A 14,216-nucleotide genomic window follows, 5' to 3' on the forward strand; every position below is an offset into this window, starting at 1 on the left:
TACACCGCTACTTTTTATTAATTCAATCTACCGTTTAAACTACTTATATTAATTACTACAGGCTGCACTTGCTTTAACGTCCCATCAGGTTGTAACATCGGACCGTATACTACACACTGCCCCTTCTTTAATGTTGATAATTTCTTTTCCCATTCTTTGCGAACTGTACTATCTTGAGAAAGATTTGATGCAATTGCACTAATTTCGTTTTCTGGTGGCATAAAATTAATTATAATAAGATTTAGAGGTGGTTTCAAATATCAACATTTACCTTTAACAGAGCCTTATTAATAAAAAAGGCAGATATTTTAATCTGCCTTAATCTTAAACCGGTCCCTCTTCTTCCCACTCTGCTGATCAAACTTCGCTTTCAGCGCCGCAAGTTCCATATCTAGCGTTTTCATAATGGTCGCAACCTCTTGGTCCGTGTATTCGTAGTTATTTCTGTTTGAGCAGTTTCCAAGCAGCTCCATTAAAGCAATAATTTTGTTTGTTCTGGCTTCCGCTACGCGGATAAAGCGCTCTCTTTTCGTTTCTTTCATAGGCATTCTCCTACCTGACTTTTTATCTGTTTATTCACTTACTATCCAATATACAGAATATACTGATTTCACTCAAGACTTCTTTACTATATTTCAGGTATGAGGTAACGTATTTCATATCCATTTTTAATTATATCGGACCTTTTTTCATACTTTTTAACTACTTAATTTAACAAATATTACATTTTATTTTAAAAAAATCCATAACTTATTCATGTTACGATAAAAGTAGTTCGCACATGAAGAACTTACCACTATTTTGACGGAATGGAGTAATTGAGATGGAGCATGAGTTAAAAGAAATTATTAAAGAATGTAATTTGTTAGTTAAAGCTGAACGCTTTGATGAATTAATGGAGTACTATACTGAGAATACTATTTTAGCAATCAAGCCGGGATAAATAGCTCGTGGAAAAGAGGAAATTAAGCGGGCATTCATTAAAATTGCTCAGCACTGCAACCATACAATTGTTCCAAAAAATCAAGATGTAACTGACTATGCGTCATTGATAACTCATACAGAACATCATTAATTGGAAGTGAAGAGAAAGTTTAATACTTATGTTTACCATAAAAATCCCGCTATCAACTTTATGTTAATAGCGGGATTTTCAACTTCTCTACTACTCTTCATTACTTATAAGGTGGACCTTTCGGCACGTTCCCAAAAGGTGAAGTAGAATACATCATTTCTCTGTATGTAATCATCATGCTTTGACTTTTTATTGCATCGACTTGTTCATTGTAAGATGAAACAAGCTTTTCAATTTCTTCTTCTACCGTTTCTAAAAGCGCGATGCTTTTTGTTTTTTGTTCCTTTGCTTCTTCTACAATCGCGTTTACTACTTTACCTTTGCTATCGTCTTCCACTACAATTTTCTGGATTTTCTTTTCCAATGCGTCGTCAATAGCGGCAATTTTATCCGTGAGCTCCGTAAATTGTTGGGTTCTATCCGTCAAGTCTTCTTGCGGCGAGACGCGCTCAAACATAAACGCTGTTTTGCTTTCAGTTCCTTCCATCTGTTATCCTCCAGGCACATAGTTAAATAGAATACTAAGATCTCGGTCCTTGCTGAAAAGCTGTTCGATATTGGACTTTGCTGACTCTAAAAAGTCTTCGTTATCCGTCAAGCTTTTAGTTAAACCTTCCATCAAGTGAGAAATATCCATGCCGCTTAAACCGTTAAACTGTTCAGTTACTTCTACTTTATCAATTTGCACAGGTGAAAAGTAAGGTAAAAACACGTGCTTTCGTAAAAGCGGAAGCTGACCGCACGGGTTCGTTTCAATATTACGGATATCGCTAAGCACCTTTTGCTTTTGGTTTTCATAATCATCAATAATATGCTCTTGAAACCTTTCAGCAATTTTAGTGATATACGTTTTCTTTTTCTGAAGTTCCTGCTGTCCTTCTTGGTACATGCGCACCGCAGCCGAAATATTAACTTTAATTTCTTGGTTTCCACCAGTCATCAGCACCAAATCATTACCTAAATATCCTTGATTTTTAGAAGCACCTAGCGCATTTAACATCTCAATGATTCCGTGACTTGCAATAATTTCTTCCATAACTGAACCTAACTCTTCATGTAATCGCTTAGCGCTCGCTTGCATATTTTGCACTTCATGATAAATAGCAATAGCCGCATCCACATCACCAGCCATTACGTTAAACCCGCTGGCCATAGCTGCTTGCCCCGCATATGGACTGTACTTGGTACCTTTCATCATTTCTTCTGACATCTTGCGGTTCTCGTCGATGCTATTAATTTTTTCTTCAATGATTTTTAATGACTTTTCAATGTTCGCAAGCTCTTCCACTGCGACTTGCTTCTGTGCGTTTGTAATATAGCCTGCGTTTTTCAATTCACCAAAAATCACATCTGCATTCGACGTGATGTTCGTAACTTTTTCAAGCAAAGGCGGCACTTTTTTATTGACGTCTGAAATCATGTCATCAAGGTCTTTGCTGAAATACGTGCCAACAGCAGCTCCTACTCCGTCGTTCATAATTTTATCGACGACGTCCATATTCACACCCGTTAAGTCTTCAATCCCTTGATTGTTTCCACCGTTCTGAAACCCTTCTGCATAAACTAATGCAAAATCTTGTAAGCTTTTAACCTCTGAATCTGGAATTTTGTCAATAATGGCTTTTAGACCTGGCTTGTCAGGATTCGTATCAATCATGGTGACATCACCCAATGTGAAAAACCCTCGAATATTTGCCAGGGCGTTCAATGGATCATCAGAAGAAATAACCTGGTGAATGACCGTACCTTTTTCTTTATAATACGCTTCTGCGAAAGTTTTAAGTTCGTCTTGAGGCAGAGAGTAGATGGCTTTAGAATCTGCTGAACTTATGTTGAATTTTTTATTTACCTCATCTCTAAATTCAAAATCTTTTTTATAGAGTTGAAAGTATGTTGACTGGGCACCATTTACACTGTAAACTTCGTCAAAATTTCCATTTAGCAATTGTGAAACGGTATTATTATTATGAGCTAACGAATGTGACAAGCCAATGGTACTAGAAATCTCTTCTACTGATGCTCTCTCTTTAAACTCTTTCTGAGCTTCCTTCACAAAAGTGTTAGTACTATCTGCTTGGGCAGTATCTACCCCAGCCTGCATTGCTCGTATATTATACAGCCAATCATCAGCGTTTGTTGTCCCTTGAGATACTACGTACATCTCATTTACGTCCTGTTCTTTTGAATAGATATGTATAGCCGTTCCGTCATAAGAAGAATTCTCATCTTTCACTATTTGATCAATTTCAGAAGAACGCACAACGCTTATTTCTCCCTTTAAAGGCTTACCTGTTTCTTCAATATAAATCCGCTCTACTTCTTGCGCAAACTCTTCTTTACTTATATCCTTATAACCTAGGTCTGTAATTCTTAACCATAGTTCATTTGTTTCTACAAGTTGGTTACCACTCATTTATTGTTCACTTTCTTTCTTCTTTAAAAATTCAACCGAGGAAATTAACTTATACGCACGCTCTTTAAACGTTTCTTCTTGTGGATCACATGGCTTTGTTTTATCCGTACAACGTGTTGAGTAAATAATTTCCACACCTCCCCATCCTTCATCTGGATGAACGTATGCACCATATCCATACGAGCCAGTTTCCTTCCTCTTAAACGGTGCTACGTATGTTACTTTTCCTTTTCCATCAATTTGTTCAAATTTCATATCTTCACCTATACTATTCGTTAAGAGCTCTTTTGCATATCCAATTCCCGTTTCATCGTTCGATAGAACGTTTGTATACTTAACGCTAAGTTGCGCTTCCGTTTTGTCATTATACAGAATACCAGCTAAAAACGCCTCACTGCTTTCACCTTTTCGCGTATAACCAATGCCATCGATTTCTCCACCAGTTGGAAACAACATTTCATACACACCCGTTTTGGATTCAAGCGTATAATATCCTTTTTCCGTTTCTTTTGTCGACTTGATCATTTCTCGCGTAAATTCATCTTGAAGGACTCTTGTATTTGGCAGTTCCTCCACGGCCACTTCGCTCGGCTTCTGTTCTACTGGTCTTGTTTCGTTTGATTGTTCTTCATTCATTTGACACCCTCCTATGACAAGGCTACTGAGAAGTAAGGCTACAATTCCTTTTCGTTTTATGAACATTTGGTGCCTCCTACTTTCTTTCTATGTATACATTCTTCTATTATAGAAAAACTTGGTTAGTTTTTACATTGGGCTTTTTACTTAAAAATGGATTTTTGTAGGTTTTTGGAACTATCATCGTTTAATTCTTACAGAGTAAATTTACTTATGTATTCTAACTGATTTTCTGTTTATTTGGTTCTTACTGATCTGCATTTTGATTGAATTGTGCTAGTTCGAGTACTATCATTTATTGTTTAACCTCATTTTTGTTTAAGAATTCAACCGAGGAAATTAACTTATACGCACGCTTTTTAAACGTTTCTTCTTGTGGATCACATGGCTTTGTCTTGTCTGCACAACGCGTTGAGTAAATAATTTCCAACCCTCCCCAACCTTTATCAGGATGAATATAGGCTCCATAACCATATGTACCAAACTCCTTCGTCTTAAACGGCGCTACATACGTCACTTTTCCTTTTCCATCAATTTGGTTAAACGTCATGTCTTCACCTACATTATTCGTTAAAAACCTTTTGGCGTATTCAATGTCCTTTTCATCATTTGATAGTAGTGTCGTATACCTAACGCTAAGCTCGGCTCCTGCTTTGTCATCATACATAATACCTGCTAAAAATGACTCACTGCTCTCGTCTTTTCGCGTATAACCAACCCCATCAATTCCTCCACCAGTTGGAAACAACATTTCATACACACCGGTTTTGGATTCAAGTGTGTAATATCCTTTTTCCGTTTCTTTTGTCGATTTAATCATTTCTCGTGTAAATTCATCTTGAAGGGCTCTAGTATTTGGCAATTCTTCTGTCGCCACTTCGCTTGGCTTTTGGTCTAGGGACTTTGTTTTCTTTGATTGTTCGTCACTCATTTGACAGCCGCCTACGACAAGACTACTGAGAAGTACGAGTATGATTCGTTTTCGTTTTATGAGCATTTGGTGCCTCCTGATTTTATGTTTGTGTAATAACGTGTAACACTTATTTTTTAACCTCATTTTTGTTTAAGAATTCAACCGAGGAAATTAACTTATATGCACGCTTTTTAAACTCTTCCTCTTCAGGACCACATGACTTAGGATCATCCATACAACTTCCAGTATAAATAATCTCTAATCCCCCCCAGCCTTCCTTAGGATGGATGTAGGCACCGTAACCATATAAAACACCATTTTTCTTCGTAAATGGAGCTACGTACGTCACTTTTTCTTTGCCATCAATTCGGTCAAACTTCATCTCTTCACCTATGTTATTTGTTAAGAACTCTTTAGCGTATTCAATTCCCGTTTCATCATTGAGTAGATTTTTTGTATACTGAATGCTAAGTTGCGCTTCCGCTTTATCATCATACAGAAGACCTACCAGAAAAGATTCACCATTGTCACCATCTCGTGTATAACCAATCCCATCGATCTCTCCACCAGTTGGAAACAACATTTCATATACACCCGTTTTGGATTCAAGCGTGTAGTATCCTTTTTCGGTTTCTTTTGTCGACTTGATCATATCTCGTGTAAATTCATCTTGAAGGGCTCTTGTATTTGGCAATTCCTCCACGGCCACTTCGCTCGGCTTCTGTTCTACTGGTTTTGTTTCGTTTGATTGTTCGTCACTCATTTGACACCCTCCTATGACAAAGCTACTGAGAAGTAAGGCTACAATTCCCTTTCGTTTTATGAACATCTGGTGCCTCCTACTTTCTTTCTATGTATACATTCTTCTATTATAGAAAAACTTGGTTAGTTTTTACATTGGGCTTTTTACTTAAAAATGGATTTTTGTAGGTTTTGGAACTATCATCGTTTAATTCTTACAGAGTAAATTTACTTATGTATTCTAACTAATTTTCTGTTTATTTGGTTGTTACTCATCTTCATTTGATTGGATTGTGCTAGTTCGAGTACTATCATTTATTGTTTAACCTCATTTTTGTTTAAGAATTCAACCGAGGAAATTAACTTATACGCACGCTCTTTAAACGTTTCTTCTTGTGGATCACATGGCTTTGTTTTATCCGTACAACGTGTTGAGTAAATAATTTCCAATCCCCTCCAACCTTTATCAGGATGAACGTATGCACCATAACCATACGAACCAGTTTCCTTCATCTTAAAAGGCGCTATGTACATTACCTTTCCTTTTACATCAATTCGTTCAAACGTCATGTCTTCACCTATGTTTTTTGTTAAGAATTTTTTGGCGTATTCAATATCTGTTTCATCATTTGATAGAATTGTATTATAATTAATTCTAAGTTCTGCTGACGATTTATCCTCATACAAAATACCGGCTAAGAATGACTCACTACTTTCACCATTTTGCTTATAACCAATCCCATCGATTCCTCCTCCAGCTGGAAACAACATTTCATACACACCCGTTTTGGATTCAAGCGTGTAATATCCTTTTTCCGTTTCCTTCGTTGATTTAATCATTTCTCGCGTAAATTCATCTTGAAGGGCTCTTGTATTTGGCAATTCCTCCACGGCCACTTCGCTCGGCTTCTGTTCTACTGGTTTTGTTTCGTTTGATTGTTCGTCACTCATTTGACAGCCGCCTACGAATAGGCTACTGAGAAGTACGAGTATGATTCGTTTTCGTTTTATGAACATTTGGTGCCTCCTGATTTTATGTTTGTGTAATAACGTGTAACACTTATTTTTTAGCCTCATTTTTGTTTAAGAATTTTACTGAGGAAATCAACTTGTACGCACGCTTTTTAAATGTTTCCTTTTGCGGGTTACAGGACTTTAAGTTATCTACACAACTTGCAGAATATACAACCTCTACTCCTCCCCAACCTTTGTCAGGATGAATATAGGCAGCATAGCCATATAAACCTTCGTCCATCGTGAACGGTGCTACGTACGTTACTTTTCCTTTTCCATCAATTCGGTCAAATTTCATATCTTCACCTATACTATTCGTTAAGAGTTCTTTTGCATATCCAATTCCAGTTTCATCATTAGATAGAGCATTTGTATATTTAATTCTAAGCAACGCTTCCGTTTTGTCATTATACAGAATACCAGCTAAAAATGCCTCACTGCTTTCACCTTTTCGCGTATAACCAATGCCATCAATTCCTCCTCCAGCTGGAAACAACATTTCATACACACCCGTTTTGGATTCAAGCGTGTAATATCCTTTTTCCGTTTCTTTTGTCGACTTGATCATTTCTCGCGTAAATTCATCTTGAAGGGCTCTTGTATTTGGCAAGTCCTCCACAGCCACTTCGCTTGGCTTCTGTTCTACTGGTTTTGTTTCGTTTGATTGTTTGTCACTCATTTGACAGCCACCTACGAATAGGCTACTGAGAAGTAAGGCTACAATTCCTTTTCGTTTTATGAACATTTGGTGCCTCCTTTTTTTTCGTTCCATACATACATTGTTCTATTATAGAAAAACTTGGTTAATTTTCACATTAGGCTTTTTACTTAAAAATGGATTTTGGTAGTCTTTTAGAACTGGTTAGCTAAGGGGACTTACAGCGATTATTTTTTAAATTTCTTCACATGACAATAAGCCCATTTACATTGTAAATGAGCTGCTTTGGATATGTTTAGTCTATATCTTAACAGTCTTTATCGTTCTATTTAAAGAAATCATCTTAAAACTTCAGTTTGCAAAATGTTTCTAAATGCATTAGGGTCTTCTATAAACGGAGAATGTGCACAGTTGTTAAAAGAGAATAGCTTTTTTGAAGAAGCGTCTAGTTTTTCATAAAATCGTTTGGCTTCTCGATAACTTGTTGAATAGTCATCCACTCCATGTATGATAAAAACAGGCACTTCAATCTTGGGTGCTAATAAAGAGACATCTGATTTTGCGATTGCTTCTGATAAAGCATCGTAGCTTGCAAAAATCCCTTTTGGTATATTCACACGTTCTTTCCAAGAATAATGCCTGCAACTAAACAAATCTTTGAGGCTTTGCCAATTTGAATACCCCACTTTTTTCGTGCCACCACCAAACCTATTCAAGTAGCGACCTAATATCCTTCGATAACCCTTACTTTTGTAGAAATCTTCAGTAAAGGTCACTGAACGTATATCTTTTTCTGCTTTTTTATCTCCCTTTTTTATTGCTGTTTCCAACAAGAACTCATATGTGTCTTTGTTCGATTCAAAGTGTCTTCCCATTTGTCCTATGCCAATGTAAGCATGATAATTCTCAGGGTAACGATGAACCACAATACTCCCTAAAAAAGTCCCCCAGGAGTGTCCACACAAATAAATCTTTTCTTTCTTAAACTTAGTTTTTAAGTATTCAGTAACAATTAATGCATCAGAAATTAATTGACCTAACGTAATGTCACCTTGTGTTGATGCATTATACGACATACCCGTCCCCCTTTGTTCCAAATAGCAAACTGTAAAATCTTCCTCCCACCCCATGCCTGATTGTTTAATAACAGGGTACTGTGGAAACCCTGGACCTCCATGTAAAAATAAAAGTACAGGATTTTCTAAACTCACTGTTTCAATAAACATCCCATTTTGATGCCCGTCAATATCTATAAATTCTTTAAAAAACTGAATGCTTTTTTCTTTACTACTCATAAAGTCCTCCTTTTTTGTTAAATTACTAGCGTTTTTCTCTTGCTAAAACTGCTTACGCATTAATTTTAGGAAGTTTGAGAAAGTGGTCTTTTCTTCTTACTGAGATCGGTTTTTAGTTAGACCTTGACAGGCATATATGATAAAGTACAATGCGTGGTCATTTAATTTAGTTGGTAAGTGAAAGGTATTGAATAAGCTATCAAAGATTATAGTGGAAACGTGGTTAATGATACCTAGATGGTTTAGACTTCTTACACTTCAGGCTATTACAGCTTATATGATTGTCATCGCTTTACTGAAAGGAATAGAAGTGACGTTTAATATAAAAACTTTACGTCTAAGTGAAGTTTTTATTAGTTTCATAGCCTCATTCATTATATTACGCATATTGATTACCTTCTCAAGAAAGTGAACTTGCAGAAAGAAGTCAGGTAATCAATTTTCATATTTATTCTGTTTATTTTTATTAATAAAGACCAAAATATAGTACTACATCCATCGCTCACACGATGAAACGCTTATCTTTATTTCTCCTTATTGAATTCTACAGATGAAAGTATTTTTTCAACTTTCTCCATGACTTCTTGATTGCTAGGGCGACAGGGACTGATAGATTCTCTACACTCTGTTGTGTAGATAAATTCAATTCCTCCCACATCTCTACTCGTGTCGTATATGTATGCGCCATATCCATAATAACCATTTTCTGATTGAAAAGGAGCTAAATAGAACGTATTACCATTTTTCTCAATATTTTTAAATTCATCTTCAATACCTAAATTTTTCTTAAGAAATTTCTGTGCATATTGAATGCCCGTTTCGTCGTTAGATTGTTTTTGATTAAATTGTACTTTGATTCTTGCCTGAGTTTTATCTTCATATAACACTCCAGCCATAAAAGCTTCATTTACACCTTGATTGTTAGTATAACTGCCGCTACTAATTTCCCCACCAGCCGGAAACAACATCTCATACTCCCCCGTTTTTGATTCAAGCGTATAGTATCCTTTTTCCGTTTCTTTTGTCGACTTGATCATATCTCGTGTAAATTCATCTTGAAGGGCTCTAGTATTTGGCAATTCCTCCACGGCCACTTCGCTCGGCTTCTGTTCTACTGGTTTTGTTTCGTTTGATTGTTCGTCACTCATTTGACACCCTCCTATGACAAAGCTACTGAGAAGTAAGGCTACAATTCCCTTTCGTTTTATGAACATCTGGTGCCTCCTACTTTCTTTCTATGTATACATTCTTCTATTATAGAAAAACTTGGTTAGCTTTTACATTGGGCTTATTACTTAAAAATGGATTTTTGTAGGTTTTTGGAACTATCATTATTTAATTCTTACAGAGTAAATTTACTTATGTATTCTAACTAATTTTCTTTTTATTTGGTTGTTACTCATCTGCATTTTGATTGAATTGTGCTAGTTCGAGTACTATCATTTATTGTTTAACCTCATTTTTGTTTAAGAATTCAACCGAGGAAATTAACTTATACGCACGCTTTTTAAACGTTTCTTCTTGTGGATCACATGGCTTTGTTTTATCCGTACAACGTGTTGAGTATATAATTTCCAACCCTCCCCATCCTTCATTAGGATGAATATAAGCACCATACCCATATGAGCCAAACTCTTTTGTCTTGAACGGTGCTACGTACGCCACTTTGCCTTTTCCATCAATTCGGTCAAACGTCATGTTTTCACCTATATTATTCGTTAAAAGCTCTTTAGCATATTCAATGCCAGTTTCGTCATTCGATAAAACGTTTGTATACTTAATCCTAAGCTCTGCTTCCTCTTTGTCATCATACATAATACCAGCTAAAAATGTTTCATTACTTTCACCTTTTCGCGTATAACCAATGCCATCAATTCCTCCACCAGTTGGAAACAACATTTCATACACACCCGTTTTGGATTCAAGCGTGTAATATCCTTTTTCCGTTTCTTTTGTCGACTTGATCATATCTCGCGTAAATTCATCTTGAAGGGCTCTGGTATTTGGCAATTCCTCCACGGCCACTTCGCTCGGCTTTTGGTCTAGGGACTTTGTTTCAATTGATTGTTCGTCACTCATTTGACAGCCGCCTACGAATAGGCTACTGAGAAATACGAGTATGATTCGTTTTCGTTTTATGAGCATTTGGTGCCTCCTGATTTTATGTTTGTGTAATAACGTGTAACACTTATTTTTTAGCCTCATTTTTGTTTAAGAATTTTACTGAGGAAATCAACTTGTACGCACGCTTTTTAAACTCTTCCTCTTCAGGACCACATGACTTAGGATCATCCATACAACTTCCAGTATAAATAATCTCTACTCCTCCCCATCCTTCATCTGGATGAATGTAAGCACCATAACCATACGAACCTGTTTCCTTTTTCTTAAACGGCGCTACATATGTAACTTTTCCTTTTCCATCAATTCGATTAAAGGTCATGTCTTCACCTATACTATTCGTTAGGAGTTCTTTGGCATATCCAATTCCCGTTTCATCATTCGATAGAACCGTTGTATACCTAACGCTAAGCTGTGCTTCTGTTTTATCGTTATACAGAATACCAGCTAAAAACGCCTCACTGCTTTCACCTTTTCGCGTATAACCAATGCCATCGATTTCCCCACCAGTTGGAAACAACATTTCATACACACCCGTTTTGGATTCAAGCGTATAGTATCCTTTTTCCGTTTCTTTTGTCGACTTGATCATTTCTCGCGTAAATTCATTTTGAAGGGCTCTGGTATTTGGCAATTCCTCCACGGCCACTTCGCTTGGCTTCTTTTCTACTGGTTTTGTTTCGTTTGATTGTTTGTCACTCATTTGACAGCCACCTAAAATCAGGCTACTGAGAACTATGGCTAGCGTTTTTTTTGTTTTTATATGCATAGTTCTCCTCCTAATTTTTAGCACTTATGTACCTTTCTTTTATGGTATCAACATGTATAGAGATTGTTATTTAAGCTATCTCCCTAATAGTTCACTAAACCCAACCTTAATGATTTGCTCATCTTAAATTTCAATTATAAGCGTAAGATTTGTATCAAACTGGTATGTCAACACTAAACTAGACAATTTTCTTAAGGTGTCTATGCTTGTAATCAATTGGGCTTGCATATCCAAGGGTTCCATGAATTCGGATGTTATTAAACCAGTGAACATAGTCCTGAAATTCCCTCGTTAATTCTGCTAAACTATTAAAATGTCTTCCTTTCACAAACTCTGTTTTGATAATTTTAAAAGTCGCTTCGGCTACTGCATTATCATATGGGCAGCCCTTCATACTTAAGGATCGCTGGATATTAAATGTCTTTAAAGCATCATCAATCAGTTTATTTTTAAATTCATTTCCACGATCCGTATGAAAAAGCTGTATCTTATTAAGATCGACTTTGATAGAAGCTAATGCACGATAAACGAGTAATGCACCTTTGTTTGGTCCTGTGCTAAAACCCACAATTTCTCGATTAAAGAGATCAACAAAGACACATACGTAGTTCCATTTTTGATTCACTCTTACGTATGTTAAATCGCTTACGATTGCGGTCATTTCTTGTTCCTGGGCGAACTCACGATTCAGCTCATTCTTCTGTTCTGATTCATTACACGATTTTGCATGTGGTTTAAATTGGGCGATTGTATATGAAGAAACAAGGCCCTGCTCCTGCATGATGCGTCCAATTCTTCGTCTAGACACGATAAGACCACGCTTTTTCAATTCAACTTTGATTTTTCGTGTTCCATAATTTTGACGGCTTGCGTGAAAAATTTCGACCACATCAGAGACAACGGGATCCTCTGCTCTTCTTTCTTTTGCTTCATAATAATAGACGCTTCTAGGGATTTGTAGGACTTTGCACATTGCTGATATCGAGTATTTGTGTTGGTTATTCTTAATTACATTTACTTTCGTCCTAGTATCAGCGCGGCTTGCTTTAAAATGTCATTTTCCATTTCTAGTTGCTTATTTCTTTTTCGGAGTTCTATCAATTCCTTTTGTTCATCTGTTAAATTATCTTTCTCCTTAAAAGAACCTGACCTTTGACTCTGGCCCACCCACTTATCTAAAGAGGAAGGAGTTAGGTCATATTCACGAATAATCTCTTTTCTTGGTTTTCCATTTTGGTATAGCTGCACCATCTGTTGCTTGAAATCTTCAGTAAATGTTCGGCGTTCTCTTTTGGCCATGTAGATTCTCCTCAAATGTATTATCTGTAGTCTACTTGACCTTAAAAATTCTGTCCAACTAAGTGTAGCCTATCCAAACAGACAATAATAAAAACTAACTGCTTCAATTTTATCTAAAGATTGAAATATATGATTCAGGCTTGTTTCGATTACTGGAAGTTAATTGTCATCCCAAATGAGATAAACTCTGTCTTCAAAGTCCTTTACTCTTTGCTTAATGCGTGGAAGTAACTCTTCCCTGTTCTGAATAAGCAAATGATTTTCTATATTGCTCCAATCAACTTTTCCAGAAACAGAGATAGGAAACTTTTCTTCTATTAAATTAGTAATTGCTTGACTCTTTTCGTTCGAAAGGATTACTGTATTTTCTCCAAGCGTTTCAATACATTCATCAAATAATTGATGGTCACTACCTTTCGTGTTTATTTTAAGGTCTTTTAAGTTTTGTTCTAACTTCTACTGCCTTACTATTTTATTATCCACTTAATCTCATCTCTTTCCACAAGAAAAATTCATAAAACAACTATAGCATATAGCCAGAGAAGACGTTAAAAGGCTTATAGAGAAAAAGAACTCCTACCTTTTGGAATTCTTCTATTTCTATATAAGCTGTTTTCGATTTCACTTAAAGGTAATTGATGACATTACCTTGTGTGCTCGATCTTTTATTTTTTCATTTGATGGTTCACACTGGACCTGAAGCTGATTACACCCTACTGAATATACTACTTTTACTCCACCTTTTTGACTTTTGGGATGAACATATGCCGCATAACCAACTGCGTCTTCGTCCACCTTGAATGGTGCTATATACAATGTTCGATTTTTCAAGTCTACTTTTTCAAAAGCTGATGAGATCCCTAAGTTATTCGTCAAAAAATCAATAGAATAACTTACTCCTTTTTTATCGTTATAAAGCTCTTGGTTATAGTTGATACGGATTTGCGCTTCTACTTGATCATCGTATACTGCGCCTATTACATAGGATTCAATTTGGTTTTCTGTATATGAATAAAGCGTCTCAGAAATTCCCCCACCAGCCGGAAACAACATCTCATACTCCCCCGTTTTGGATTCAAGCGTATAGTATCCTTTTTCCGTTTCCTGTGCGGATTTCAGCATGCTGCGCGTAAATTCATCTTGGAGTGCTCTTGCTTTTATTTGTTCTTCTGTTGTCGCTTCCGGTTGCGTTTCTTCCTGTTCGTTTACGCTTTGACAAGCTGTGAGGCTCAACGTTACTATCAGTAAAGCGGTGAATCTTTTTAAATTTAAACGCATTGTA

Annotated in this window: 15 protein-coding genes and 1 pseudogene; all 16 read right to left on the bottom strand. The window is 36.4% G+C overall.

Annotation, left to right across the window (positions count from 1 at the left end):
- Positions 1 to 17: 17 nt before the first annotated feature.
- A pseudogene (locus tag MKZ18_RS11260) lies at positions 18 to 230 on the bottom strand (hypothetical protein); the annotation flags it as partial.
- A gap of 78 nt (positions 231 to 308) precedes the next feature.
- Positions 309 to 542 (bottom strand): hypothetical protein, encoded by a 234-nt coding sequence (locus tag MKZ18_RS11265; RefSeq protein ID WP_197414243.1) that lies wholly within the window; start codon positions 540 to 542, stop codon positions 309 to 311.
- Positions 543 to 1,175: 633 nt separating this feature from the next.
- A complete protein-coding gene (locus MKZ18_RS11270) occupies positions 1,176 to 1,562 on the bottom strand; it encodes a hypothetical protein (RefSeq protein WP_119542760.1) in 387 nt (128 codons plus the stop codon).
- Between the two features lie 3 nt (positions 1,563 to 1,565).
- Positions 1,566 to 3,488, bottom strand: coding sequence for a DUF6792 domain-containing protein (locus MKZ18_RS11275; protein ID WP_144593814.1), 1,923 nt, complete (start codon positions 3,486 to 3,488; stop codon positions 1,566 to 1,568).
- Positions 3,489 to 4,124: a hypothetical protein gene (locus tag MKZ18_RS11280; RefSeq protein WP_076513747.1), complete on the bottom strand. Its 636-nt coding sequence runs from the start codon at positions 4,122 to 4,124 to the stop codon at positions 3,489 to 3,491.
- A 295-nt stretch (positions 4,125 to 4,419) separates the two neighbouring features.
- The gene (locus tag MKZ18_RS11285; protein WP_139325289.1) at positions 4,420 to 5,121 is read right to left on the bottom strand and encodes a hypothetical protein; all 702 of its coding nucleotides are present in this window, start codon (positions 5,119 to 5,121) and stop codon (positions 4,420 to 4,422) included.
- Between the two features lie 43 nt (positions 5,122 to 5,164).
- A complete protein-coding gene (locus MKZ18_RS11290; protein WP_076513750.1) occupies positions 5,165 to 5,800 on the bottom strand; it encodes a hypothetical protein in 636 nt (211 codons plus the stop codon).
- A gap of 293 nt (positions 5,801 to 6,093) precedes the next feature.
- On the bottom strand, positions 6,094 to 6,795 hold the full coding sequence (locus MKZ18_RS11295) for a hypothetical protein (protein ID WP_139325290.1): 702 nt from the start codon (positions 6,793 to 6,795) through the stop codon (positions 6,094 to 6,096).
- Between the two features lie 43 nt (positions 6,796 to 6,838).
- The gene (locus MKZ18_RS11300; RefSeq protein WP_076513754.1) at positions 6,839 to 7,537 is read right to left on the bottom strand and encodes a hypothetical protein; all 699 of its coding nucleotides are present in this window, start codon (positions 7,535 to 7,537) and stop codon (positions 6,839 to 6,841) included.
- A gap of 251 nt (positions 7,538 to 7,788) precedes the next feature.
- The gene (locus MKZ18_RS11305; protein WP_061786695.1) at positions 7,789 to 8,745 is read right to left on the bottom strand and encodes an alpha/beta fold hydrolase; all 957 of its coding nucleotides are present in this window, start codon (positions 8,743 to 8,745) and stop codon (positions 7,789 to 7,791) included.
- 524 nt (positions 8,746 to 9,269) lie between these two features.
- Positions 9,270 to 9,893, bottom strand: a complete 624-nt coding sequence (locus MKZ18_RS11310; RefSeq protein WP_144593815.1) for a hypothetical protein — start codon at positions 9,891 to 9,893, stop codon at positions 9,270 to 9,272.
- A 295-nt stretch (positions 9,894 to 10,188) separates the two neighbouring features.
- Complete coding sequence (locus MKZ18_RS11315) at positions 10,189 to 10,890, bottom strand: hypothetical protein (protein ID WP_139325292.1); 702 nt, start codon at positions 10,888 to 10,890, stop codon at positions 10,189 to 10,191.
- A 43-nt stretch (positions 10,891 to 10,933) separates the two neighbouring features.
- Complete coding sequence (locus tag MKZ18_RS11320) at positions 10,934 to 11,569, bottom strand: hypothetical protein (RefSeq protein WP_340842524.1); 636 nt, start codon at positions 11,567 to 11,569, stop codon at positions 10,934 to 10,936.
- 244 nt (positions 11,570 to 11,813) lie between these two features.
- A protein-coding gene (locus MKZ18_RS11325; protein ID WP_139325296.1) for an IS3 family transposase occupies positions 11,814 to 12,934 on the bottom strand; the annotation gives its coding sequence in 2 pieces (ribosomal slippage) (positions 11,814 to 12,685 and positions 12,685 to 12,934; 1,122 coding nt in all).
- Positions 12,935 to 13,093: 159 nt separating this feature from the next.
- Positions 13,094 to 13,360 carry a CDI toxin immunity protein gene (locus tag MKZ18_RS21095; RefSeq protein ID WP_427625262.1) on the bottom strand — a complete coding sequence of 89 codons (267 nt, stop codon included), beginning with the start codon at positions 13,358 to 13,360 and terminating at the stop codon, positions 13,094 to 13,096.
- 195 nt (positions 13,361 to 13,555) lie between these two features.
- Positions 13,556 to 14,212 carry a hypothetical protein gene (locus tag MKZ18_RS11330; RefSeq protein WP_061784951.1) on the bottom strand — a complete coding sequence of 219 codons (657 nt, stop codon included), beginning with the start codon at positions 14,210 to 14,212 and terminating at the stop codon, positions 13,556 to 13,558.
- Between the last annotated feature and the right edge of the window lie 4 nt (positions 14,213 to 14,216).

It is taken from the genome of Priestia sp. FSL W8-0001, assembly GCF_038050335.1.
Lineage (GTDB): Bacteria > Bacillota > Bacilli > Bacillales > Bacillaceae_H > Priestia > Priestia flexa.

Bases quoted from the DNA above. Each gene is read 5' to 3' on its own strand.
- MKZ18_RS11310 (WP_144593815.1), bottom strand. From the start codon at position 9,893: ATGAGTGACGAACAATCAAACGAAACAAAACCAGTAGAACAGAAGCCG.
- MKZ18_RS11265 (WP_197414243.1), bottom strand. From the start codon at position 542: ATGAAAGAAACGAAAAGAGAGCGCTTTATCCGCGTAGCGGAAGCCAGA.
- MKZ18_RS11305 (WP_061786695.1), bottom strand. From the start codon at position 8,745: ATGAGTAGTAAAGAAAAAAGCATTCAGTTTTTTAAAGAATTTATAGAT.
- MKZ18_RS11285 (WP_139325289.1), bottom strand. From the start codon at position 5,121: ATGCTCATAAAACGAAAACGAATCATACTCGTACTTCTCAGTAGTCTT.
- MKZ18_RS11280 (WP_076513747.1), bottom strand. From the start codon at position 4,124: ATGAATGAAGAACAATCAAACGAAACAAGACCAGTAGAACAGAAGCCG.
- MKZ18_RS11330 (WP_061784951.1), bottom strand. From the start codon at position 14,212: ATGCGTTTAAATTTAAAAAGATTCACCGCTTTACTGATAGTAACGTTG.
- MKZ18_RS11300 (WP_076513754.1), bottom strand. From the start codon at position 7,537: ATGTTCATAAAACGAAAAGGAATTGTAGCCTTACTTCTCAGTAGCCTA.
- MKZ18_RS11270 (WP_119542760.1), bottom strand. From the start codon at position 1,562: ATGGAAGGAACTGAAAGCAAAACAGCGTTTATGTTTGAGCGCGTCTCG.
- MKZ18_RS11290 (WP_076513750.1), bottom strand. From the start codon at position 5,800: ATGAGTGACGAACAATCAAACGAAACAAAACCAGTAGAACAGAAGCCG.
- MKZ18_RS11275 (WP_144593814.1), bottom strand. From the start codon at position 3,488: ATGAGTGGTAACCAACTTGTAGAAACAAATGAACTATGGTTAAGAATT.
- MKZ18_RS11320 (WP_340842524.1), bottom strand. From the start codon at position 11,569: ATGAGTGACAAACAATCAAACGAAACAAAACCAGTAGAAAAGAAGCCA.
- MKZ18_RS11295 (WP_139325290.1), bottom strand. From the start codon at position 6,795: ATGTTCATAAAACGAAAACGAATCATACTCGTACTTCTCAGTAGCCTA.
- MKZ18_RS11315 (WP_139325292.1), bottom strand. From the start codon at position 10,890: ATGCTCATAAAACGAAAACGAATCATACTCGTATTTCTCAGTAGCCTA.